17 protein-coding genes are annotated in these 21,889 nt (G+C 72.1%); 4 read left to right on the top strand and 13 right to left on the bottom strand.

The genetic code is table 11. The features are described from left to right. The first annotated feature begins 19 nt into the window (after positions 1-19). On the top strand, positions 20-637 hold the full coding sequence (rdgB, locus tag AB0B14_RS16700) for an RdgB/HAM1 family non-canonical purine NTP pyrophosphatase (protein ID WP_357072177.1): 618 nt from the start codon (positions 20-22) through the stop codon (positions 635-637). Between the two features lie 45 nt (positions 638-682). Here rdgB and AB0B14_RS16695 read toward each other — a convergent pair whose 3' ends face one another. The 7 genes from AB0B14_RS16695 to AB0B14_RS16665 form a co-directional block, all read right to left on the bottom strand. Next, on the bottom strand, positions 683-1,906 hold the full coding sequence (locus tag AB0B14_RS16695; RefSeq protein ID WP_357522916.1) for a hypothetical protein: 1,224 nt from the start codon (positions 1,904-1,906) through the stop codon (positions 683-685). Between the two features lie 103 nt (positions 1,907-2,009). Beyond that, a complete protein-coding gene (hutH, locus tag AB0B14_RS16690) occupies positions 2,010-3,548 on the bottom strand; it encodes a histidine ammonia-lyase (protein WP_357522915.1) in 1,539 nt (512 codons plus the stop codon). Continuing rightward, positions 3,545-4,729, bottom strand: a complete 1,185-nt coding sequence (gene hutI, locus AB0B14_RS16685; RefSeq protein ID WP_357522914.1) for an imidazolonepropionase — start codon at positions 4,727-4,729, stop codon at positions 3,545-3,547. Before hutI ends, hutH begins: the two co-directional genes overlap by 4 nt. Next, positions 4,726-6,093, bottom strand: a complete 1,368-nt coding sequence (locus tag AB0B14_RS16680; RefSeq protein ID WP_357522913.1) for a formimidoylglutamate deiminase — start codon at positions 6,091-6,093, stop codon at positions 4,726-4,728. Before AB0B14_RS16680 ends, hutI begins: the two co-directional genes overlap by 4 nt. Beyond that, the gene (locus AB0B14_RS16675; RefSeq protein ID WP_357522912.1) at positions 6,084-7,286 is read right to left on the bottom strand and encodes an allantoate amidohydrolase; all 1,203 of its coding nucleotides are present in this window, start codon (positions 7,284-7,286) and stop codon (positions 6,084-6,086) included. Before AB0B14_RS16675 ends, AB0B14_RS16680 begins: the two co-directional genes overlap by 10 nt. Before the next feature lie 55 nt (positions 7,287-7,341). Continuing rightward, on the bottom strand, positions 7,342-8,997 hold the full coding sequence (gene hutU / locus AB0B14_RS16670; protein ID WP_357522911.1) for a urocanate hydratase: 1,656 nt from the start codon (positions 8,995-8,997) through the stop codon (positions 7,342-7,344). 16 nt (positions 8,998-9,013) lie between these two features. Then, the gene (locus tag AB0B14_RS16665) at positions 9,014-9,859 is read right to left on the bottom strand and encodes a MurR/RpiR family transcriptional regulator (RefSeq protein WP_357072199.1); all 846 of its coding nucleotides are present in this window, start codon (positions 9,857-9,859) and stop codon (positions 9,014-9,016) included. A 218-nt stretch (positions 9,860-10,077) separates the two neighbouring features. Between AB0B14_RS16665 and AB0B14_RS16660 the strand changes: the two genes are divergently transcribed. The 3 genes from AB0B14_RS16660 (at position 10,078) to AB0B14_RS16650 (ending at position 14,824) form a co-directional block, all read left to right on the top strand. Continuing rightward, positions 10,078-11,205, top strand: a complete 1,128-nt coding sequence (locus AB0B14_RS16660) for a hypothetical protein (RefSeq protein ID WP_357522910.1) — start codon at positions 10,078-10,080, stop codon at positions 11,203-11,205. A gap of 92 nt (positions 11,206-11,297) precedes the next feature. Continuing rightward, entirely contained in the window at positions 11,298-12,791 is a 1,494-nt protein-coding gene (locus AB0B14_RS16655; RefSeq protein WP_357072226.1) for an O-antigen ligase family protein, read from the top strand. A gap of 41 nt (positions 12,792-12,832) precedes the next feature. After that, positions 12,833-14,824 (top strand): hypothetical protein, encoded by a 1,992-nt coding sequence (locus AB0B14_RS16650; protein WP_357072205.1) that lies wholly within the window; start codon positions 12,833-12,835, stop codon positions 14,822-14,824. A gap of 80 nt (positions 14,825-14,904) precedes the next feature. Here AB0B14_RS16650 and AB0B14_RS16645 read toward each other — a convergent pair whose 3' ends face one another. From AB0B14_RS16645 to AB0B14_RS16620, 6 genes are all read right to left on the bottom strand, one after another. Beyond that, positions 14,905-16,524: a hypothetical protein gene (locus AB0B14_RS16645; protein ID WP_357522909.1), complete on the bottom strand. Its 1,620-nt coding sequence runs from the start codon at positions 16,522-16,524 to the stop codon at positions 14,905-14,907. Between the two features lie 88 nt (positions 16,525-16,612). Further along, complete coding sequence (locus AB0B14_RS16640) at positions 16,613-17,476, bottom strand: glycosyltransferase (RefSeq protein WP_357081021.1); 864 nt, start codon at positions 17,474-17,476, stop codon at positions 16,613-16,615. Then, positions 17,476-18,390, bottom strand: a complete 915-nt coding sequence (locus AB0B14_RS16635) for a glycosyltransferase (protein WP_357522908.1) — start codon at positions 18,388-18,390, stop codon at positions 17,476-17,478. The genes AB0B14_RS16640 and AB0B14_RS16635 overlap by 1 nt, the downstream gene beginning before the upstream one ends. A 49-nt stretch (positions 18,391-18,439) precedes the next feature. Beyond that, positions 18,440-19,519, bottom strand: a complete 1,080-nt coding sequence (locus AB0B14_RS16630; protein WP_357522907.1) for a glycosyltransferase family 4 protein — start codon at positions 19,517-19,519, stop codon at positions 18,440-18,442. Then, positions 19,516-20,367, bottom strand: a complete 852-nt coding sequence (locus tag AB0B14_RS16625; protein WP_357081012.1) for a glycosyltransferase family 2 protein — start codon at positions 20,365-20,367, stop codon at positions 19,516-19,518. The genes AB0B14_RS16630 and AB0B14_RS16625 overlap by 4 nt, the downstream gene beginning before the upstream one ends. A 1-nt stretch (position 20,368) precedes the next feature. After that, positions 20,369-21,628: a hypothetical protein gene (locus AB0B14_RS16620; RefSeq protein WP_357522906.1), complete on the bottom strand. Its 1,260-nt coding sequence runs from the start codon at positions 21,626-21,628 to the stop codon at positions 20,369-20,371. Between the last annotated feature and the right edge of the window lie 261 nt (positions 21,629-21,889).

Below are 21,889 nucleotides of genomic sequence, written 5' to 3'. Positions count from 1 at the left end.
CGAACGAAGGTGTTTCCGCATGAACAAGGTCCTGCTCGCCACCCGTAACCGTAAGAAGCTTGTCGAACTCCAGCGGATCCTGGACGGCGCGCTCGGCACGCAGCGGATCGCCCTGCTCGGGTTGGACGACGTCGAGCGGTACGAGGAGCTGCCGGAGACCGGCCTGACCTTCGGCGAGAACGCGCTGATCAAGGCGCGGGAGGGTTGCCGGCAGACCGGCTTGGCGACCATCGCCGACGACTCGGGGCTCGCGGTCGACGCGCTCAACGGGATGCCGGGGGTGTTCAGCGCCCGCTGGTCCGGCCGGCACGGCGACGACCGGGCCAACCTCCAGTTGGTGCTGGACCAGATCGGCGACGTGCCCGACGAGCAGCGGGCGGCCTCGTTCGTCTGCACGGTGGCGCTGGTGCTGCCCGGCGGCAAGGAGCACCTGGTCGACGGTCGGCAGTCCGGGCGGGTGCTGCGCGCGCCGCGCGGTGACGGCGGGTTCGGCTACGACCCGATCTTCCTGGGCGACGGCCAGGACCGGACCAACGCCGAGCTGACCCCGGCGGAGAAGGACGCGATCAGCCACCGGGGCAAGGCGCTGCGCGAGCTGGCCAAGCTCGTCGCCAAGGTGCTGCCGCCCGCCGCCTGAGCAGCACCGGGACGCGGCGGCGCGGTCGGTGACCTCCGACGGCTGTCACCAGCTCTTGGTCACGAGGTCGCCGCCCAGTTCGTCGATCCCGACGCGGTCCTCCGTCGCGAGCACGGTGAGCAGTCGTTGCGCTTCGGCCACGGTGGCGATCCGGCCGGTCGAGGTGGCCCGCGCGGTGTCCAGCTCTTCCAGCCACAGTCCGTCGCGCTCCCAGGCGACCTGCACGCAGCCGCCGGAACGGCCGAAGGCGGTCAGGAAGTCCCTGCTCAGCGGTCGCATCGCGTGGAGCAGAAGGCAGGCCTCGGCCGCGTCCAGGGGCACCTCCTTCTGGAAGTCGTCGCGGTGCTGGTAGGTCGTCTCGAGAAAGTCGGGCGGGGCCGGTCGGGCGACCGCCCGCGCTGATCCGTCGGTCAACCGGCGGACCAGCTCCATGCCGTCGTGCCGGCCGACGGTCAGCTCCCGCCCGTCCTGCTCCGGGTACGCGCCCACCAGGGCGTCCCCCTCCCGTCGAACGACGACGGCGGCGTCCCGGTGGGCGAGCCGGATCCGCACGCCGGTAGGCAACCAGGGCAGGTGCAGGCCGGCGAGCCGGGCGGCCGACGACAGCCCCTCGGTCGGGGCGTACCTCCCGGTCCACGGGGAGAGCAGCGCCATCTCGACGTCCACGTCGTCGTCGACAGTGACGGGCAGCGCGGCCAGCCGACCAACCCGGCGTCGCTGCCAGGTCAACGAGACCCGGATCCGGGTGCCGGTGCTGCCGTCCCAGTGCACAGTCAGCCCCTCGGCGCGCAGCGCCGCCACCACCTCCGCGCCGATGTCGGCCGTCGTCGGCTGCCCGAACAGGCCGTACGCGACGTGCACCCCCGAGTCGTCGACACCGTTCTCGGCGTCCTGCTGGTGGTAGAAGGCGTACCCCCGGGCGGTGCGCCCCTGCGGTATCTCGGCGCCGATCTCGGTGGTGCCGCAGGTCTGGCAGCAGCTGAAGTTTTCCCGGGCCACCACCCCGGCGGTCGAGAGCGTCCGGAAGGCCGCGGTGAGCCGATCGTTGTCGGTGATTTCTGGCCACTGCGCCTGGGCGGCGAGGTGGGCGCTCAACTCTTCGGTCACCACCGGCCAGGCTTGGGCCTGGATCTCCGTAGGGTCTGCCTCGTCGGCGAGATATTCCATCGTCGCGGCGACGATCGCGGCGGCCGGCAACTCGGCCAGCGCCACCTGACGGCGGACGTGGTCCCGGATCTGCTCGGTGAGCTCAGGCTCCTCGATATCCACGGCGGCGAACCTAGCAGTGCCGGCCGACAGGCTGGTCGAGGGCGGGACCGGACCCTGCCGCCCGCCGCCTGACCCGCGGCGGGCGACAGCGACCCGACGAAGGTCAGCCCAGCGGGCCGACCTCCCGTTCGATGGCGGCGCGCAACTCCGGCCCGGCGACGACGGCGCGGGCCGCCTCCATCACCGGGGCGAGGAACACGTCCGGGCCGGGCTCGCCGGCCGCCGGGCCGAGCGCGGCGACGGCGGCCCGGCCGGCCGGTGACGGCTCCAGCGGGGCGCGCAGTTGCAGGCCGCGTACGCCGGCCAGCAACTCGACCGCCAGCAGGCTGGTGAGGTTGTCCAGGACGGTACGCAGCTTCTTGGCCGCCGCCCAGCCCATCGAGACGTGGTCCTCCTGCATCCCGCTCGTGGGCAACGAGTCCACCGAGGCGGGGGCGGCCAGTCGACGGTTCTCGGCAACGATCCCGGCCGCCGTGTACTGGGCGATCATCAGCCCGGAGTTGACACCGGCGTCGGGGGACAGGAACGCCGGCAGCTCCCGGGAGCGGGTGACGTCGAGCAGCCGGTCCACCCGCCGCTCGGCGATCGCGCCCACCTCGGCGGCGGCGATGGCGAGGAAGTCCGCCGCGAACCCGAGCGGCGCGCCGTGGAAGTTACCCGTCGACTCGACCCGCCCGTCCGGCAGCACGACCGGGTTGTCCACCACGGACACCAACTCCCGGCCCGCGACCGTGCGGACGAAGTCCAGGGTGTCCCGGGCCGCGCCGGCCACCTGCGGCGCACACCGCATCGAGTACGCGTCCTGCACGGCGTGCGCCAGGTCGTCGCGGTGCGAGTCCATCACCCGGGAGTCCTGCAACAGCCGGTGGATGTTCGCCGCCGACGCCGCCTGACCGGGGTGCGGCCGGATGGCGTGCAGCTCGGGCAGGAACGGCCGCTCCGAGCCGAGCATCGCCTCGATGGCCAACGCGGCAGTCACGTCGGCCATGGCGAACAGGTGCGCCGCGTCGTGGATGGCCAGCAGCAGCATGCCGAGCATGCCGTCGGTGCCGTTGATCAGCGCCAGGCCCTCCTTGGCGGCCAGCTCGATCGGCGTGAGCCCGGCGGCGCTCAGCGCGTCGGCCGCGTCCTGCCGCTCACCGTCGGGCCCGAGGACCCAGCCCTCACCGAGCAGCACCAGCGCGCAGTGCGCCAGCGGCGCCAGGTCACCGGAGGCGCCCAGCGAGCCGTGTTCCGGCACCCACGGGGTGATGTCGTGGTTGAGCAGGTCGACCAGGGCCTCCGCGACCAGCGGTCGGACCCCGGAGCGGCCCAGCGCGAGGGACCGGACCCGCAGCAGCATCATGGCCCGGACCACCTCGCGCGGCATCGGCGCACCCACCCCGGCGGCGTGCGAGCGGATCAGCGCGTGTTGCAGCTCGGCCCGCCGCTGCGGGGCGATGAAGGTGTTGGCCAGCGCCCCGAACCCGGTGGAGACCCCGTAGACGGGCCGGCCCGACGACTCGATGCCGTCCACGATGGCCCGGCTGGTCGCCATCGCCTCGACGGTGGCCGGGGCGAGGACGATCGTGGCGGTGCCGCGGGCCACCGCGAGAACATCGTCGGCGGTGATCCCGGTGGGCTGGATGGTCACGGTCGTCATGGCGTTACTCCGTTGCGAATTACCTGGCGGATCAGGGGGACACCGGGCCGGTAGGCCAGGTGCAGGTAGGAGGGGGCGTCCAGCACGATCAGGTCGGCCCGCGCGCCGGGGGTGAGCACACCGACGTCGTCGCGGCGCAGGGCCCGCGCGCCACCGGCGGTGGCGGCCCAGACCGCCTCCGCCGGGGTCATCCGCATCTCGCGGACCGCCAGGGCCACACAGAACGGCATCGACGAGGTGTACGACGAGCCGGGGTTGCAGTCGGTGGCCAGCGCCACCGTCACACCGGCGTCGAGCAGCCGGCGCGCGTCCGGGTAGGGCGAGCGGGTGGAGAACTCGGCACCGGGCAGCAGGGTCGCCACCGTCCGGGTCCCCGGCCCGTCGCGGTGGGCCGTGCCGGCCAGCGCGTCCACGTCGGCGTCGCTCAGGTGGGTGCAGTGGTCGACGCTCGCCGCGTCCAGCTCCACCCCGAGCCGCACCCCGCCGCCGGGGCCGAGCTGGTTGGCGTGGATCCGTACGCCCAGCCCGGCGGCCTGACCGCTGGCCAGGATCGCCCGGGCGTGGTCGACGTCGAAGGCACCCCGCTCGCAGAACACGTCGACCCACTTGGCGTACGGCGCGGCGGCGGCCAGCATCGGCCCGCAGACCAACCCGACGTACTCGTCCGGGCGGTCGGCGTACTCGGCGGGCACCACGTGTGCGCCCAGGAAGGTGGTCTCGGTGCTGGTCTCGGCGGCGATCCGCAACGAGCGGGCCTCGTCGTCGACGGTCAGCCCGTACCCACTCTTGATCTCCATGGTCGTGGTGCCCTGGCGCAGCGCCTCCCCGCGCAGCCGGCGCACGGTGGCCCGCAGCTCGTCGTCGGTGGCGGCCCGGGTCGCGCCGACGGTGGTCCGGATGCCGCCGCCGGTGTAGGGCTCACCGGCCATCCGGGCGGCGAACTCGGCGGCCCGGTCCCCGGCGAAGACCAGGTGGGCGTGGCTGTCCACGAAGCCGGGCAGCACGGCGGCCCCACCGGCGTCGATCCGCCGGTCGACGGCCGGGGCGGACGCGGACGGCCCGACCCAGGCCACCCGGCCCTCCTCGATCAGTACGGCGGCGTCGCGGTGGATGCCCAGCGGACCCTCGCCGGCACCGTTGGTGACCAGCTCCCCGATGCCGTCGACAAGCAGACTGCTCATGCGGGTATCACCGCCTCGATGGCGGCCGACAGCTCGGCTGGCACGTCCACGCTCAGGTGTTGGCCCTCGGCCACCACCACCCGGCCGTCCACGAGCACCTGCTCGACGTCCCCGGCGGTGGCCGCGAAGAACACCCCCACCGGCGGTACGCCCGCGGTGCGGGCGCTGTCCAGGCGGACCGTCACCAGGTCGGCGCGGGCGCCCACGGCGATCCGGCCGGCGTCGGCCCAGCCCAACGCGGCGTGGCCGGCGGCGCTGGCCGCCGTGAGCAGGTCCAGCGGCGCGAAGTGGCCGCGCCGGCGGGTCCGCAGCCGTTCGTCCAGCTCCACCGCGCGGGCCTCCTCGAACAGGTCGACCACGGCGTGGCTGTCGCTGCCCAGGCTCAACCGGATGCCCGCGTCGGCCATCCGGCGGGCCGGGCCGATCCCGTCGGCGAGGTCCCGCTCGGTGGTGGGGCAGAGGCACACCCCGGTCCGGCTGTCGGCGAGCAGGGTCAGGTCGGCGCTTGTCGGATGGGTGGCGTGCACGGCGGTGGTGCCCGGCCCGAGCACGCCGTGCTCGGCGAGCAGCGCGGTGGGCGTGCGCCCGTGCACGGCCCGGCACTCGTCGTTCTCGGCGGGCTGCTCGGACAGGTGCACGTGCAGCGGTGCCCGCCGGTCCCGGGCCCAGTCGGCGACCGTACGGAGCTGGTCGGCCGGGACCGCCCGCACCGAGTGCACGGCCGCGCCGACCCGGACGTGCGAGTCCGCCGGCTGGAACGCCGCCGCCCGTTCGGCCCAGCGGGCCGCGTCGCCGTCACCGAATCGCCGCTGCGGCCCGGCGAGGGGTCGACCGTCCACGCTGGAGGTCAGGTAGCAGGTGTCCAGCAGGGTGAGTCGGATCCCGGCGTGCGCGGCGGCCTCCACCAGCGCCGCACCCATCGTGTTGGGGTCGTCGTAGGCGCCGCCGTCGGGCCGGTGGTGCAGGTAGTGGAACTCGCCCACGGCGGTGATCCCGGCGAGCGCCATCTCGGCGTACACCGCCCGGGCCAGGGCCAGGTAGGTGTCCGGGTCCAGCCGGTCCGCGACGGCGTACATCCGGTCCCGCCAGGTCCAGAAGTCGCCCCGCCCGCCGTGGGTGCGCCCCCGCAGCGCCCGGTGGAAGGCGTGCGAGTGCACGTTTGCCAGGCCCGGCAGGGTCAGGCCGGGCAGTCGGGTGGCGTCTCCCAACACCTCCACTCCGGCGGCGGGGCCGCCGGCCCCCGCCAGCGGCGTCACCGCCGTGATCCGGCCGTGCTCGACCTCGATCAGCACGTCGGGCGTGGGTTCGGCGTGCTCGGGCAGCCAGGCGTACTCGGCCAGCCAGCGGGTCGGTGTCAGCGGCATGTCAGCTCCTGGAGCACCCGGGCCAGCGCGCGTACCCCGGCGGCGCAGTCGTCGTCGGTGGCGGCCTCGGCGGGGGAGTGCGACACCCCGGTCGGGTTGCGCACGAACAGCATCGCGGTGGGCAGGTGCGCGGCCAGCACCCCGGCGTCGTGCCCCGCGCCGGTCGGCAGCACCGGCGCGTCCAGCAGCGTGGCCAGCCGTTCGGCCAGACCGCCGTCGAAGGCGACGAGCGGCGTCGCCGACTCCTCGGTGACAGTCACCACCGTACCGTCGCGGCGGGCCCGCTCGGCGAGCTTGCCCCACACCGCCTCGACCAGCCCGGTCAGCGTCTGCGGGTCGGCGGCGCGGGCGTCCAGCCAACCTGTCACCTTCGACGGGATCGCGTTCGTGGCGTTGGGTTCGACGGCGACCCGGCCCACGGTGGCGTGGCCGCCGCGCAGCCGGGCCTCCTTGTTGGCCGCCAGCACCGTGAACGCGTAGGTGAGCATCGGGTCGCGGCGGTCGGCCATCCGGGTCGTACCCGCGTGGTTGCCCTCGCCCACGACGTCGAAGCGCCACCGGCCGTGCGGCCAGATCGCGCTGGCCACCGCGACCGGCGCGTCCGTCTCGGCCAGCGCGCGGCCCTGCTCGACGTGCAACTCCACGAAGGCGCCGAACCGGCCCAGCAACGCCGGGCGGGCGCCCGCCGGCCGGTCACCGAGCGCCTCGGCGAAGCTCACCCCGGCCGCGTCGCGCAGGCCGGCCGCGCGCTCGGGTGACAGCGCCCCGGTGAGCAGCCGAGACCCCAGACACGGTACGCCGAAACGCGCACCCTCCTCCTCCACGAACGCGGCAAGCACCAGCGGCCGGTCCGGGGTGACGCCCCGAGCGCGCAGCTCGTCCACGGCGAGGAACGCGCTGACGATGCCGAGCGGCCCGTCGTACGCCCCGCCGTGCGGCACCGAGTCGAAGTGGCTGCCGGTGAGCACCGCGTCCGCACCCTCGGGGTCACCCCAGTGGGCGAAGAGGTTGCCGTTGCCGTCTTCGGTGACCGGCAGGGCGCGGTGCTCGGCCTGCGCCCGGAACCAGGCGCGCAGCTCCCGCTCCGGCGCGGTCAACGCGTACCGCAGATAGCCGCCGCTGTCGGCGTCGCGCCCGATCGGCGCGATCTCGTCCCACAGGGCCCGGAACCGGCCGGGAAGGTCCGCGGTCACGCTGTGCTCCTGTTGTTCGCGACTGCGGGGCTCCGCTGCGCTGCACTCCTCGCGCTCACGCGGCACCCTCGGCCATGGGCGTGCGGAGGCCGGTGCGGCCCGCGACGTCGCGGGCGATGTCGTAGCCGGCGTCCACGTGCCGGATCACGCCCATCGCCGGGTCGTTGGTGAGCACCCGCTCGATCTTCTGCCCGGCGAGGGCGGTGCCGTCGGCGACACAGACCTGCCCGGCGTGGATCGACCGGCCGATGCCCACCCCGCCGCCGTGGTGGATCGACACCCAGGACGCGCCGCTGGCCGTGTTGACCAGGGCGTTGAGCAGCGGCCAGTCGGCGATCGCGTCGGAGCCGTCGGCCATCGCCTCGGTCTCCCGGAACGGGCTGGCCACGCTGCCGGCGTCCAGGTGGTCGCGCCCGATGACGACCGGGGCGGAGAGTTCGCCGGAGGCGACCATCTCGTTGAACCGCACGCCCGCCCGGTCCCGCTCGCCGTACCCGAGCCAGCAGATCCGGGCCGGCAGGCCCTGGAAGGCGACCCGCTCGCCGGCCATCCGGATCCACCGGGCCAGCGGCTCGTTTTCCGGGAACAGCTCCAGGATGGCCCGGTCGGTGGCCGCGATGTCGGCCGGGTCGCCGGAGAGCGCCGCCCACCGGAACGGGCCCTTACCCTCGGAGAACAGCGGCCGGATGTACGCGGGCACGAAACCGGGGAAGTCGAAGGCACGCTGGTAGCCGGCGAGCTGTGCCTCCCCGCGGATCGAGTTGCCGTAGTCGAAGACCTCGGCGCCGGCGTCCAGGAACCCGACCATCGCCTCGACGTGCGTCGCCATCGACGCGCGGGCCCGGTCGGTGAACTCGGCCGGCTTCGCCCGCGCGTAGTCCCGGGCGTCGGCCAGCTCCACCCCAACCGGCAGGTACGACAGGGGGTCGTGGGCACTGGTCTGGTCGGTCACGATGTCGATGGCGACCCCGCGGCGGAGCAACTCGGGGAAGACCTCCGCCGCGTTGCCGACCACGCCGACGGAGAGCGCACGCCGGTCCCGCTTCGCGGCGAGCACCCGTCGTACCGCGTCGTCCAGCGAGTCGGCGACCTCGTCCAGGTAGCGGTCCTGCACCCGACGGTCCAGCCGGGTGCGGTCCACGTCGACGATCAGGCAGACGCCGCCGTTCATGATGACGGCCAGGGGCTGCGCGCCACCCATCCCGCCGCAGCCGGCGGTCAGCGTGAGCGTGCCGGCCAGGGTGCTGTTGAACCTCTTGGCGGCCACCGCGGCGAACGTCTCGTAGGTGCCCTGGAGGATGCCCTGGGTGCCGATGTAGATCCACGATCCGGCGGTCATCTGCCCGTACATGGTGAGGCCGAGCTGCTCCAACCGGCGAAACTCCGGCCAGGTCGCCCAGTCGCCGACCAGGTTGGAGTTGGCCAGCAGCACCCGGGGCGCCCACTCGTGGGTGCGCAGCACACCGACCGGGCGGCCGGACTGCACGAGCATCGTCTCGTCCTCGCGCAGGTCGGTAAGCGTGCGGACCAACGCGTGGTACGACGGCCAGTCCCGTGCCGCCTTGCCGGTGCCGCCGTAGACCACCAGGTCGTCGGGGCGCTCGGCCACCTCGGGGTCGAGGTTGTTCATCAACATCCGCAGGGCGGCCTCCTGCTGCCACCCGCGGGCGGTGAGCTGGCTGCCCCGTGCGGCACGGACGGGCTGGGTCATCTCGGGTTTCCTCCGGTCATCCGCGGAACAACTGACGGCGGGCCGCGGAGGCCTCGAACGCCTCCAGTCGGCGTTGGGTGTCGGCCGGCGCGGCGTCGCAGATCGCCTGCAACAGCACCATGGCCAGGGTCATCGGGGCGGTGTGCAGGTCGAAGACGAGCTGCGCGCCGACCGCCGCCGGCAGCACCACGTCGGAGTGCTCGGTGGCGGGGCTGACCGGTGAGTCGGTGATCGCCACGACGGTCAGCCCGGCGTCGCGGGCGTCGCGGAGCGCGTCCAGCGTCTCCCGGGGGTAGCGGGGCAGGACGAAGGCGAGCAGGGCCGACGCCCCGGCCTCGGCCGCCTGCTCCAGGCGGTCGGTGAGCAGGCTGCCGCCGTCGTCGAGCACCCGTACGTCCGGGTGCACCTTGGCCGCGAAGTACGCGAAGTACGCCGCCAGCGGCGCGGCGGCGCGTAGGCCGAGCACCGGCAGCGGGCGGCTGGACGCGAGCAACCGCCCGGTCTCGGCGATCCGGTCCCGGTCGGCGAGCTGACCGGCGAGCCGGTCCAGGTTGCCCATCTCGGCGCGTACCGCCTGCTGTAGCTCGTTGCCGGCGTCCGCCGACCCGGCCGGCGTCGCGACGGTCAGGTCCCGCAGCCGGCGGCGCAGCGCCGGGTATCCGTCGTGGCCGAGCGCGACGGCGAACCGGGTGACCGACGGCTGGCTGACCCCGGCCAGCTCGGCGACCTCGGCGGCGGACAGGTACGCCACGGCGGAAGCGTGCTGCACGAGGCAGTGCGCGATCCGGCGCTGGGTGGGGGTCAGCCGCACCCCGTCGAACAGGTCGAGCAGATCGGTGCCGCGCGCACCACTTTCATTCACGGGCCGACTCTATGCATGGAATCTTTCACCTGGCAAGGCGGCGTCCTCCGACGTCACGGTGTGGTTCCGCGCCGTCCGGAGGGTGTGCGAGGGCACGTGCTGACGGGGCAGTCCGGACTCGGAGGTCATCGGTACTATCCGCTCGGCGAGACGACGGAGGAGCGCCCATGCAGCCGGAAAGTCCCTACAGGTTCACCCGCGTACTTGGCGGGTCTCTGGTGGGAAAGGCATGGGCCGCCGTCGACGGACAGGAACGCCCCGCGACCGTCGTCGTGCTGGACGGGCCGGCGGCGACGGACCCACGCTGGCGCGAGGTCTTCGCCCAGGCCGTCGGGATGTTGGCCCAGGCGCCCGGCGGCCACCCCTACGCCGAGGCCGACCTGACCTCGACCAACCCGTGGGTGGCGTACGCGGGCGACCAGCCGGACGTTCCGGAGCGACTGTTCCGACTCCTTCAGCAGGACTACCGGGCCGAGGACGCCACCGTGTCGCTCGGTGACTCCACCGCCCCGGTGAGCGGCACCCCGGTGTCGACGGGTGCCTGGAGCCAGGGCCCGGCGGGTGACGCCGCCCCGGGCGCGCTGGCCGAGACGACCCAGCAGGTCGCCCTGTACGCGCAGGCACCGTGGTCCGCGCCGGTCTCGGCGGCCCCCTCGTCCGGCGTGCCGGTCCCGCTCGACCGTGAACCGTTCGGGATGCCCGGCCGGCGGATCGCGCCGGTCCAGGTCGTCCGGAAGCGCCGCGGCTGGCTCCCCCTCGTCGCCGGTGGCCTGGCGATCGCCCTCGTCGCCGGTGCCCTGGGGTACGCCCTCGGCGGGTCCGGTGACGAGGAGAAGGCGCCGTCGGAAACCACAGCCCTCTCGCCCTTCCGGGCGACCCAGGCCTCCATCAACAAGGCGAAGTTCGTCGGCGAGCTGGCACCGCTGGGCGAACCATGGCTGCCCGACGTCAGCGGTTGCGTGGTCTACAACGACGACGGCGGCCCGGATCTGCCACCGGACGAGGAGCGCCACGTCTACTGCCCGGACGGGGCACTGCAACTGCACTTCGTGCTCTTCCGGGAACAGGCCCAGCGGGATGCGGCGCGCGCCCACCGCCAGGACCTGAACCTCGCTGCCGGGACGCTCGCCCCGGGGCTGAAGGAGGCGACCCGCACGACCGGCGGCAAGACCGGCGTGCCCGGCAGCTACGTGGAGTACGCGTTCCGGGTCGAGACCGGGACGTACTGCGGCCTCTGGTGGAATCGGGACGACTCCAACGGCGTCCTGGTCATCGAGACGCCCTGTGAGGCCGGCATCGCGGGCAACTGGGAGGCGCTGCGAGACCTGTGGCGCCGGTACAGTTGAGGCCCCGCGTGCCACGACCCGCTCTGGGCGGCGACGGCGATGGAGGCCGTCGTCCGTTGACGACGCCTGCTCCGTACGATCGCACGGTGCACATGGTGACTGACTGGTTCAACAGCCTGGGGCGCCCGGCGCGCTTCGTCGCCCTGTGCCTGCTGTTGGTGGCGGTGGCGTTCCTGGTCCTCGGCAGGTGGGACCTCGCGCTCGCCATCGGCGCCGGTGCCCTGCTGGGGTGGGTGCTGCTGAAGCCGGTCCGGATCACCTGGGCCATCTTCGTGGTGGCCTTCATGGTCCCGGTGACCATCGACCTCGGTTACCCGACCAACCCGTCGTACACGCTGCTGCTGCTCCTCTTCGTCCTCGCCGGCTGGGGGCGGCTGCACCACGCCGAACGGGACGGGTGGCCGCCGCGACGGATCGGTGCGGCACTGCTGCTCCCGTTCTGCGCCGTCCTCGCGGGCGTGCTGCACTGGCACGGCATCAAGCCGGTGGTCGTCGGCGTCGCGCCACTGCTGTGCATCGGCGTGCTGGTCTGGCACCTCGTCGAGGAGGCCCGCCGTGACCCGAAGCTGATCCTGCGCATCGCCGAGGTGTTCACCTGGGTCAGCGTGGCCGTGGCCGCGCTCGCCAAATACCAGACCCTCACCGGCACCTGGCCGCTCTTCGACCAGTTCGCGTACGACTGGACGTACACGTCCGTGTTCGACCCGACCCGGGCGGCCGGGTTCTTCGGTCACCCGATCGTCTACGGGTCCTTCGCCATGGCCATGGCGCTCGTGGCGCTGACCATCCGGGGCAGGTACTGGTACATCCCCTTCACCGCCAACCTCATCGGGCTGGTGCTGTCCGGCACGCGCAGCGCCTGGGTGGGCACCGCCCTCGCGCTCGGGATCTGGCTGCTCCTGAACGTGCGGAGGATCGCCTGGCGTGGCGTGGCCGCCGGGGCCATCATCACCGTGGTCGCCTTCGCCGCCGTCGCGGTCAATCCGTCGACCTTCCGGGTCGGCTCGTCCGAGCCGCCGCCGACCTGGGTCAGCCCGACCGAACCGGGCACCAAGCCGTCGCCGAGTCCCTCCACATCCTCGGTGGACTCGGTCGGCGTGGCAGGAGCACGGATGTCCGACCCGGTGGGATCGGCCAGCGCGAGCGCCCGCTTCGAACGCATCGCCGTCGCCTGGGACGGCATCACCCGGGACTGGTCCACGGTCATCTTCGGTAACGGCCCGGAGTCCAGCGTGCGCTACCTGGAGGACGTCGGGATCGGGGACGGGCAGGCGCAGGTCTTCGACAACACCTACCTGACCATCTGGCACAACTTCGGCCTGGTCGGACTGCTCAGCCTGCTCAGTCTCCTGCTGGCGCTGTTCCGGCGTTCCCGGTCGCTGGCCGGTCGACTGATCATGGTCGGGTTCGCCGCGCAGATCTTCTTCTTCGACGTGTGGCTGTGGCTGAGCGCCGTGGCCGTCCTGCTCCTGGCGGTCAGCCTGGGTGCCGCAGGCAGTCCAGGGGCACCGCCCTGGGCCCTGCGGGACCTGGTGCCAGGCCGGCAGCGGGCCGCCGGGCGAGACAGCGCCGCCCACAGTCACTGACCGCGCGACCTCTCAACAACCCCCTGAAAAGAATGGCCCCAATGAACGACGACACTGGTCCCCGTGGCCGGACCACGCGTGCCGGCGGTAGGTTCGTCCGCGGCATCTGGCTCTTTCCGGCCCTGCTCACGGTCGTTCTGCTGGGGCTGACGGCCCTGCAGATCAACGGCTCCTCGGTGGGCATGGTGCACACCATGTTCTACGGCACGCAGCCGGACCCGGACCTCCTGTTCAACAATCCACAGGGAATCCGGGCCGACGAGTGGAACGTCAACACCCAGATCACCGTCGCCCAGGAAGCCGCCAACTACCCCCGGATCAACCCGAATGTCGGGCAGGGGGAGGACATCTCCCTGATCAGGGATGTCCCGTACAAGGAGTGGTCGGCGGTCTTCAAGCCGCACAACCTGGCCTTCCTGGTGCTGCCGTTCGACTACGCGTTCGCCTTCAAATGGTGGCTGATGGGCTACCTGCTCATCCTGAGTTGCTACTTCTTCGTGCTGGCGCTGATGCCCGGGCAACGATGGTTCGCCGCCGGGCTCGGGCTGGCCCTGTTCTTCAGCCCGTTCGCCCAGTGGTGGTACCAGTACGTCACGTTGTCGTCGATGTACTACGCCCTGTTCGCGGGCACGGCGCTCATCCTCCTGATGCGGTCGAAACGGTTGCTCACCACCGTCGGCTGGGGTGCGCTCCTGGCGTACGTGCTCACCTGCTTCGCGCTCGTGCTCTACCCGCCGTTCCAGGTGGCCTGCGCCCTGGCGGTGGCTCCGTTCGCCGTGGGCTTCCTGATCGAGCAGCGTCGTGCGCTACCGGGCCGGCTGCTGCTGCGGCAGTTGGGCGTCGTCGTCGCGTCGCTGGCGGTCGCGGGCGCCCTGATCGGTGCCTTCGTCGCGACCCGGATGACAGTCATCGAGACCATCCAGAACACGGCCTACCCGGGTAAGCGCGTCGTGGAGAGCGGCAACTTCGCCTTCGTGCACCTCTTCTCCGGGCACACCAGTCTCAACCTGCAGTTCTCCGCCAAGGCCGAGCTCTACAAGGTGATGAGCAACCAGAGCGAGAACTCCAACTTCCTGCTCGTCTTCCCGTTCCTGGTCGTGCCCAGCGTGTTCCTGCTGATCAAGCTGTACCGTGCCCAGCGGACCATCGACTGGCCACTGCTGCTGGTCAGCATCACGCTGCTGGGGTTCCTGGTCTGGCTGTTCGTCCCCCACCAGGAACTGCTCGGCAAGATCCTGTTCCTCAACCTGGTGCCGCACGCACGGCTGCTCATCGGCATCGGTCTGCTCAGTTTCGTCGGGGTGATCCTGTTCGTGCGGCGACTGCTCGACGAGCGCATGGGCCTGCCGAGCCGCAAGCTCGTCATCGGGTACACCCTCGTCGTGCTGCTCGCCCAGGCGCTGCTCACCCTGCACGTGGAGCGGGCCTTCCCGGACTACATGCAGGATCGCGGCCTGGTCCTGTCACTGATCCCCATCCCGCTCGTCGTGTTCCTGCTGCTGCGTAAGCGGTTCGCCTGGGGCGCGGCCGTTCTGCTGGTCTTCTCGGTCGCCATGACGGCGTTCATCCACCCGCTGTACCGCGGCACCGAGGTTCTGACGCGTACGCCGCTGGCGGAGTCGATCCGAGCCATCGAGGCCGAAGACCCCGACGCCTCCTGGGCCATCGAGTCGGGTGGGGTGCAGAACTTCGCCTACATGAACGGCGCCCGCTCGTTGTCCGGCGTCTACGGCTACCCGCAGTTGGATCTGTGGCGGACGGCGGACCCGCAGGGCGAGCAGGACTTCATCTACAACCGCTACGCCCACGTCTGGTTCGTGTTCAACCGGGATCCCGCCCAGAACGTGCCGACCACGTACGCGCTGGGGACCTCCGACCACTTCGAGATCACCACCGAGCCGTGCGGCGACTTCCTCCGCCAGCACCAGGCCCGGTACCTGCTGACCGTGGAACCGCTCAACGAGCCGTGCCTGGAACTGCGCGAGACGGTCCGCTACCCGGCCGCGACGTTCCAGATCTACAAGGTGCGGTAAGGAGTTGGGGCCGGGGCCGGCCAGCAGCGGGCCCCGGCTCCACCCGAACCCACGCGGGCTTAGGTCAGCGCGGGTTGTGGTCAGCCTTTGCTGATCAGCAGGACCGGTTCCACTCCGCCGCTCGCCTGCTCGACCCGGTAGCCGGCGAGCACCTGCTGCCAGGCCTCCGCCTGCGCCATCGCGTGGGAGCGGATCAGCCACACCCGCCCGCCGCCACGCTGCTCGGCCAGCGCGAGCGCCTGGTCGAGGCTGGCGCGCAGGGCTGCCGTCTCGTGGTCGGAGATCACCACGACGTCGGACCGCGTGGGCATCCGGATCCACCAGCCGACGGTGTTGCCGAACGGAACGACCAACTCGACCCGGTCCCGCGGCGAGTAGAACGCGAAGCCGTACCACGCCAGGTCGTTCATCACGATGACGTCGTTGGCGGACCGGTGCGTCGCCACGTACTGGGTCGCCGAACGGATGTCGGTCACCGCGATGGCCGTGTAGTAGAGCCCTGGTTCGTCGCCGTCGAACCGGTACCAGCGTCCGTTGTGGAGGCCGTACCACGCGAGCAGGACCGCGCAGGCCGCCGCGGTCAGCGCCGTGGCCGGCACGCGGGGGACCGCGCGGCGGACGAGCGCGGCCCCACCGTAGGCCAGGCCGGCGACCCCGATGCCGGCGACCGCGCCCGTCACGACGAGCAGGAAGTGCGAGGTACGCAGCTCCAGCAGCGGATAGAACCGGGCGACACCAAGCGTCGTCACCGCCACCGGCAGCAGCAGGAGCGCGATCGCCGCGGCCGGGCGGCCCCGCCAGGCGAGGGTGCCGACACCGGCCAGGACCAGGCCGCCGATCAGCAGAGCGGGCGCGCCCACCATCGGTGCCAGGCCGTGCACCTGCCGGTCGAGGTAGCCGGGCAGCTCGGTCAGGCTGGGAAAACTGTCGGTCCAGTAATCCCGCATCAGGTCGTTGTTGCCGCGCGCGGAGACGCCGAAGTAGAAGACGACGATGACTGTCATCGCGCCGAACGCCGCCACGGCCACGTCCCGCAACCGCGCCCACTGCCGCCGCAGCGCGGTCACCAGCAGCAGTCCACCGAACACGCACGGAGTGGCGATCGCGGTCACGTGGCTGAACACGATGCCGGTGGCGGCCACCGCCGCGAGCACGCCGAGCCGCCCACGCGACCAGGTCTGCTCCGTCCAGGCACCCAGCGCCACCAGCACCAGGGTGATCGCGGCGTCGGCGGTGTACTGCTTGAGGTCGTGCCGGATCTGCTGGGCCGGCAGGAGCAGGACCACAGCCGCGCAGACGAGGCCCGCGACGATCCCGAGCCACCGCGTCGGCCACCGCGAGAGCCGTCCGAGCGCGTACGCGGCGACGACGGTGAGCCCGTGGAACGCCAGCGGCACCACGCGGAGGTAGTCGGTGTCCGGCACCAGCCGCAGCAGGAGACTCCAGCCGAGCGGGGTGGACGAGGTCGCCGCCGGCAGGTCGCTCAGCGGCAGCCGTACCGACAGCGCCACCCATGCCTCGTCGAGCCAGTACCCGGCCGTGAGCATCGTCCTGACGTCGTGCACCACCGGGAACAGCGCCAGCAGGACGGCGACGGCGATCCAGTCCGCCGGGACTCCTCGGCGTCGCCTCGGCGTCGCCGACGTGACCGGACGGTCCACGTCCTCACGTTCCCGCTGTACGACCACGTCGCTCCTCATCACGAGTACGGAACGGTCAGCGTCGACCCGACGGGCGGACACCAACGCGCCGGGCCGGTCGAGGCCCGGCGGCACCGGAAACGCGGCGTCAGCTGGCCCCGGACTGCCGGGCCGACGTGGGCAGGGACTCGGCCGCACCGCGCTGCGTCGGCACCGACCTGCCGATCAGGCGGGCCGCCTGCGGGTTGCGCCGGGCGGCCGTCGGCAACCCGACCACGAACTCGGGGAACAGGCCGAAGAAGGTCCGGGCGCTCTGCAACTCCAGGGTGTGCGCCCGCGACCACTGGAACGAGTTGGTCGCACGGGCCCAGTGATGGGTCCACCGCACGTCGCCGAGCAGCACCACGGGCATGTCGTGCCGCCACGCCCGCAGCCCCAGCTCGTGGTCCTCGTAGTAGAGGAAGAACGACTCGTTCCACCCGCCCATCGCGACGAAGTCCGTGGTGCGGGCCGCGACCGCCGCGCCCATCGCCCAGGCCACGTAGACGGCCTCGCCGGGGTCGGCCACCACCCGGTAGTTGGCGTGCATCCGCGACAGCGGCCAGATCTTCCGGTTGCCCAACTTCGCGGTGGCGTACGGGAAGCCACGGCCGTTGGGTTGGGGGGTGCCGTCGGTCGCGAGCAGTTGGGGAGCGACAAGGCCGCCGTGCGCGTCCAGGTGACGCTGCATCGTGGCGAGCCCGGCCGGCTCGACCTCCAGGTCGGGGTTGGCGAACAGCACGTACGCGCCGGCCGCCTGCCGGACACCGACGTTGTTGGCCTTGGCGAAGCCGACGTTCTCCGGCAGCCGGATCACCCGGGCGCCCAGCTCCTCCGCCACGGCGACCGAGTCGTCAGCGGAGTCGTTGTCGACGACGATCCACTCGTACGGCTTGGCGCCGCCCCAGCACCGCCGGAGCGTGTCCGCGGAGTTGTAGGTGACCGTCACGACACTCCACGGCGTTCCTGCCATCACGCGCTCCGAACTCTCAGATAGCTGATCAGGGATGCAAAACCGAACCGCCTGCCCTTCCACTGCCGGCGGGCGGCGGGCCCCTCCACCAGGCCACGTCCCACGCCACGCAGGAAGGGGCGGAGCAGACCCTGACGGGCACGCCGGGCGGCCAGCGCCAGGTGGGCCAGGGCGAGGACCGGTATCGCGACGAGCATCAGCGGCCAGGTGAAGGTCCGCGCGGCGACCAGGAGCCGATTGCGGGCCAGCAGGAACGCCCGGAATCCCTGGAGCTTGTTGTCGCCCTCGACGCTGTGGCCACCGGCGTGCGGGAGCATGAAGTCCAACCGTCGGGTCCGCAGGCCCTCGGCGTACATGCGGAAGGCGAGGTCGGCATCCTCACCCCAGGCGAACAGGTGCTCGTAGAACCCGCCGAAACGGTGGAAGAGCGCGGTGGGGAAGACGGCCGCGCCGCCGGACGGGCCGAGTGGCCCGCGCGGCACCGTCGCCGCCCGGTCGATGAACAGCGAGACCGGGTGCAGGTCGATGCCGACGAACTCACCGCCGTGCATGGCGAGACCCACCGCGATCGGGCTCTGCGGGTCCGCCGCGATGCTGGCGAACAGGCGGACCAGTGCGTCCTGCGGCAACCAGACGTCCGGGTTCAGCAGCAGCACGTGGCTCGTCCGCACCGCCGCGACGGCCCGGTTGCAGCCCGCCGCGAACCCCGGGTTCGACGAGTCGGGCAGGTACTCGTACCGCTCGTCGTCCAGGCCGTCGGCGATGACCTTCGCGCACTCGTCCTGCGGCCAGTTGTCGGCGAAGATGAACGTCACCGGCAGGCCCTCGGCGGCGCGTACCCAGGTCGGGAGCGTCTCGGCGAGCATGTCGCTGGACCGGTAGAGGACCGTGACGATCGTCAACGTCTCTGTCACCGGGACACCTCCCTCACTGTTCGCGGATCACGGGACGACGGCAGGTCCGTCACAGCAGAGACCTGTACAGGCTCTGCCACCGCTGCACACACCTGTCGAAGGCGTACTCCTGGGCGTACCACTCGGCCACCCGCTGCCCCTCGTCGACGGCACGGTGGGCCACCGCCTCCCGGATGGCGCCGGCGAGCGCGGCGGGCGCGAGGTCCGCCTGGAACGCCAGGGTGCCCGTCGCGTGCCGGGTCACCTCGGCCAGGCCACCGGCCCCGGTGTGCACCACGGGTACGCCCAGGGACAGCGCCTCCAACGCGCTGAGCCCGAACGACTCGACCCGGGACGGCACCAGCAGGCAGTCGATCTCCTGGAGGAAGTCCGCGGCCGTGACCCGGCCGACGAGTTCGAGGTTGGGCCGGGCGGCGATCACCATCGAGCCGGCCCCGGCGACCCTGAAGTCCAGCTCGGGCAGGAGGGAGGCGATCTCGGGCAGGAGGTCGGCCCCCTTCTCCTTCTCCAACCGGCCGAGATAGCCGACCACCGGCCGACGACCCGGCTGCGGCGTGTGCGCGGGCTTCGGGCTGGGCCAGGTGGCGGGCAGCGGGTTGGGGATCAGGTGGATGTTCTTGACGCCGCCGCGCTCGCGCAGCTCGGAGGCCTCGAACTCGGACACCGCCACGGTCGCGTGTGGACGTGCCCGACGCATCGCCAGGTCCAGCGTGATGTTGGACTGGATGATCGCCTTCTGCTGGAACGACCCGGCGGTGTCCCGGTACTGCCAGAGGCTGTTGTGCAGGGTGACGACGAGCGGGATCCGCCGGCGCCCCATGCTCAGCGCCGCCCGGGAGTGCATGGCGGCGGACAGCAGGTGGGCGCAGACCACATCCGGCTGCACCTCGTCGACCAGGCGGCGGATCTCCCGCGCGTAGCCGAGGTCGATCCGGCTGGTCGCGCTGAGCCCGACCCACGGCACTCCGGCCTCGCGCAGCGCGTGGCCGACCTCGTCGTCCGAGGTGGCGGCGATGACGTCCAGGCCGGTTCGTGCGTGCGCCGGGATGATCTCCGTCAGGATGCGTTCGGCACCACCGAGCTGCCGCCGGCCGGAGCCACCAGTGGTGCAGACGAACAACACCTTCACGAGGCACGCAGTCCCTCGACGGCACCACGCGCGATGGCACGGCGGACCGGGTTCCCTCCCACCGCAGCGCGCAGCAGCACCCCGCCCACGTACGCCGTCGTGGCGATCCGGCCGCGCGTGCCACCCATGCTCCGGCTCGCCCGGATGAACTCCCGGGTGCGGCGCTCGGAGATCTCCTCCTCGGACCAGCGCCGCTTGGCGGTCGCGTCGTCCTCGTGCATGATCACGGCCTCCGGCACGTACGCCAGCCGCAGACCCTGCTGCCGGACGGCCCAGCAGAGCCGCATGTCCTCGGAGTAGAAGAACGACGTCTCGTCGACGCCGCCGATCGCGTCGAAGTCGCTCCGGCGCATGGCGACGAAGGGACCGGTCAGCCAGTCCGCCTTCTCCGGCGGCGCGACGATGCGCAGGTTCGGCAGCACCAGGCTCAGCCCGGTGGCGTGGGCGAAACCGACGCCCAGGCCGAGGAACCGCCCGCCCTCGGTCTGCGACACACCCGACGGGGTGACCACGCCCGGGAAGGCCGCGCCCACCTGCGGGTCGTCGAGGGCGGCCACCAGGCGGGTCACGGCGTCCTCGTGCACGATGATGTCGTTGTTGGAGAGGATCACGTTCGCCCGGCTGGTGTGCCGCACGCCGAGGTTCATTCCCCGCGCGTACCCCAGGTTGGAGCCGGACTGGACGTACTGGACACCCTGCTCGGCGCAGAACGCGCTCAACGACTCCTGGATGTGCGCGGAGCTGCCGTTGTCGACGACGACGATCTCTGCCTCCGTCGGCAGCGACAGGACGCAGGCGCGGGTGCGCTCAAAGTCCTCCCAGGCGAGGACAACAATCGAGACATCCATGTCAAACCGTCCCATTATTCGGCGACTGCGCTCGTCGCAGGCTCGCTCTGGAGGCGAAGGCGTGTACGGCGTAGGCGAGCGTCGAGGCGATCGCCGCCCCGATGACACCCGCCCACGGGATGATCGCAAAGTACGCGGGGATCGCGAACCCGAGGGTGATCAGGGCGACCACTGTCGTGGCCCGCTCGCCCCGCCTCTTCAGCAGCAGGGCGCTCCAGCTCTTGCCGGCCGCGGTGGCCAGTGAACCGGGCAGGAGGACGAGGCCGAGAATCCAGGCGTGCCGGTACTCGGGCTGGACGTAGCCCAGCACACCGAGCCCGAGGACGGCGGCCAGGGCGACCGGCAGCGCCGCGGTGACCACGGCCCGGGTGGGGTCGGGCCCGTCGTTGCCGTCCCGGTTGGCCAGGATCCGCTGCGCCCGTACGACGGCACCGGCCTGCGCGAACTCCAGCGCGGCGACGGCCAGGGCGTACACGCCGAGGGGACCGGCGCCGACGAACCTGGCCACCAGGATCTGGTTGAACCGCAGCGTCATCATCTGGGCGAAGATCCCGAGGTGCAGGTTGCCGACGGCAGCCAGGTCGGCGCGGTAGTCCACCGCGGTGGCCTCCGGCCGGGGCGCGGGCCCGATCCGCCGGAGCATCCCCAGCACCAGGGCACACACGGACAGCGCGCTGACCCACTGGACGACGAGCCACACCATGCTCCACAGGCCGCCGTCCAGGTAGCCGGCGAAGTACAGCGCCACGTAGCCACCGACCAGGACCGCGCCGCTCGCCGCGCGCATCGCGTAGACGACCATGAAGCTCTTCTGGCGCAACGCGATCGACGAGACCGTGTTGAAGATCGTCAGACCGGCCGCGGAGCCCATGCCGACCAGGTAGCTGCCGAGCCCGGCCACCGTGGTGAGCACCGCGGCGGCGACGACGGAGAGCAGGACCGAGGCCGCCAACATCGCGAGGACCCAGGGGCGCCCCCGGGAGAAGACCCAGCCGCCCGGACGGGACAGCAGGAAGGTGTCCAGGGACAGGCCACCGACGGCCGCGCCCAGTGTGGCGCTCACCATGTTCGCGGAGAGTTCACCGCGCTCGGCGGGCGGCAGCGCCACCGACAGGACCGCCGCCAACCCGGTCAGACCGAGCGCGCCGATGTAGAGACGTTCGGGTGCGATGAGTCGCCGCAGCAGGCCCAGTGCGCGGCGTCCGGGCGATGGCTTCGTGCCGGGATCCGGCGATGGCCGAGCGGTATTGACCAGCGACACGCCGTTCACTCGCCCCCCATAGATGCGTTACGTGCGGGCACGACGAGTCGTACTTCGCTGGCACTTTCTACCCGAATGCCGCTACACCTGCAATCGACCAGGTGGCCCTAACCCGATAATGCCGAAACACCTGCGGTCACCGCCAGTCGGCCGGCGTAGACTCTCGGACCCGTGAGGATCCTCGTCACCGGCGGAGCCGGATTCATCGGGTCGGAGTACGTTCGCCTGCTGCTGGGCAAGCCCCTCGGTAGTGCCGACGGC

The organism is Micromonospora sp. NPDC049171 (genome assembly GCF_040648275.1).
Lineage (GTDB): Bacteria > Actinomycetota > Actinomycetes > Mycobacteriales > Micromonosporaceae > Micromonospora.
The sequence above is the reverse complement of the archived record's forward strand: the minus strand, read 5'-3'. Positions and strand labels throughout refer to the sequence as shown.

Bases quoted from the DNA above. Each gene is read 5' to 3' on its own strand.
- hutH (WP_357522915.1), bottom strand. From the start codon at position 3,548: ATGACGACCGTGACCATCCAGCCCACCGGGATCACCGCCGACGATGTT.
- hutI (WP_357522914.1), bottom strand. From the start codon at position 4,729: ATGAGCAGTCTGCTTGTCGACGGCATCGGGGAGCTGGTCACCAACGGT.
- AB0B14_RS16650 (WP_357072205.1), top strand. From the start codon at position 12,833: ATGAACGACGACACTGGTCCCCGTGGCCGGACCACGCGTGCCGGCGGT.
- rdgB (WP_357072177.1), top strand. From the start codon at position 20: ATGAACAAGGTCCTGCTCGCCACCCGTAACCGTAAGAAGCTTGTCGAA.
- hutU (WP_357522911.1), bottom strand. From the start codon at position 8,997: ATGACCCAGCCCGTCCGTGCCGCACGGGGCAGCCAGCTCACCGCCCGC.
- AB0B14_RS16655 (WP_357072226.1), top strand. From the start codon at position 11,298: ATGGTGACTGACTGGTTCAACAGCCTGGGGCGCCCGGCGCGCTTCGTC.
- AB0B14_RS16680 (WP_357522913.1), bottom strand. From the start codon at position 6,093: ATGCCGCTGACACCGACCCGCTGGCTGGCCGAGTACGCCTGGCTGCCC.
- AB0B14_RS16625 (WP_357081012.1), bottom strand. From the start codon at position 20,367: ATGGATGTCTCGATTGTTGTCCTCGCCTGGGAGGACTTTGAGCGCACC.
- AB0B14_RS16645 (WP_357522909.1), bottom strand. From the start codon at position 16,524: ATGAGGAGCGACGTGGTCGTACAGCGGGAACGTGAGGACGTGGACCGT.
- AB0B14_RS16640 (WP_357081021.1), bottom strand. From the start codon at position 17,476: ATGGCAGGAACGCCGTGGAGTGTCGTGACGGTCACCTACAACTCCGCG.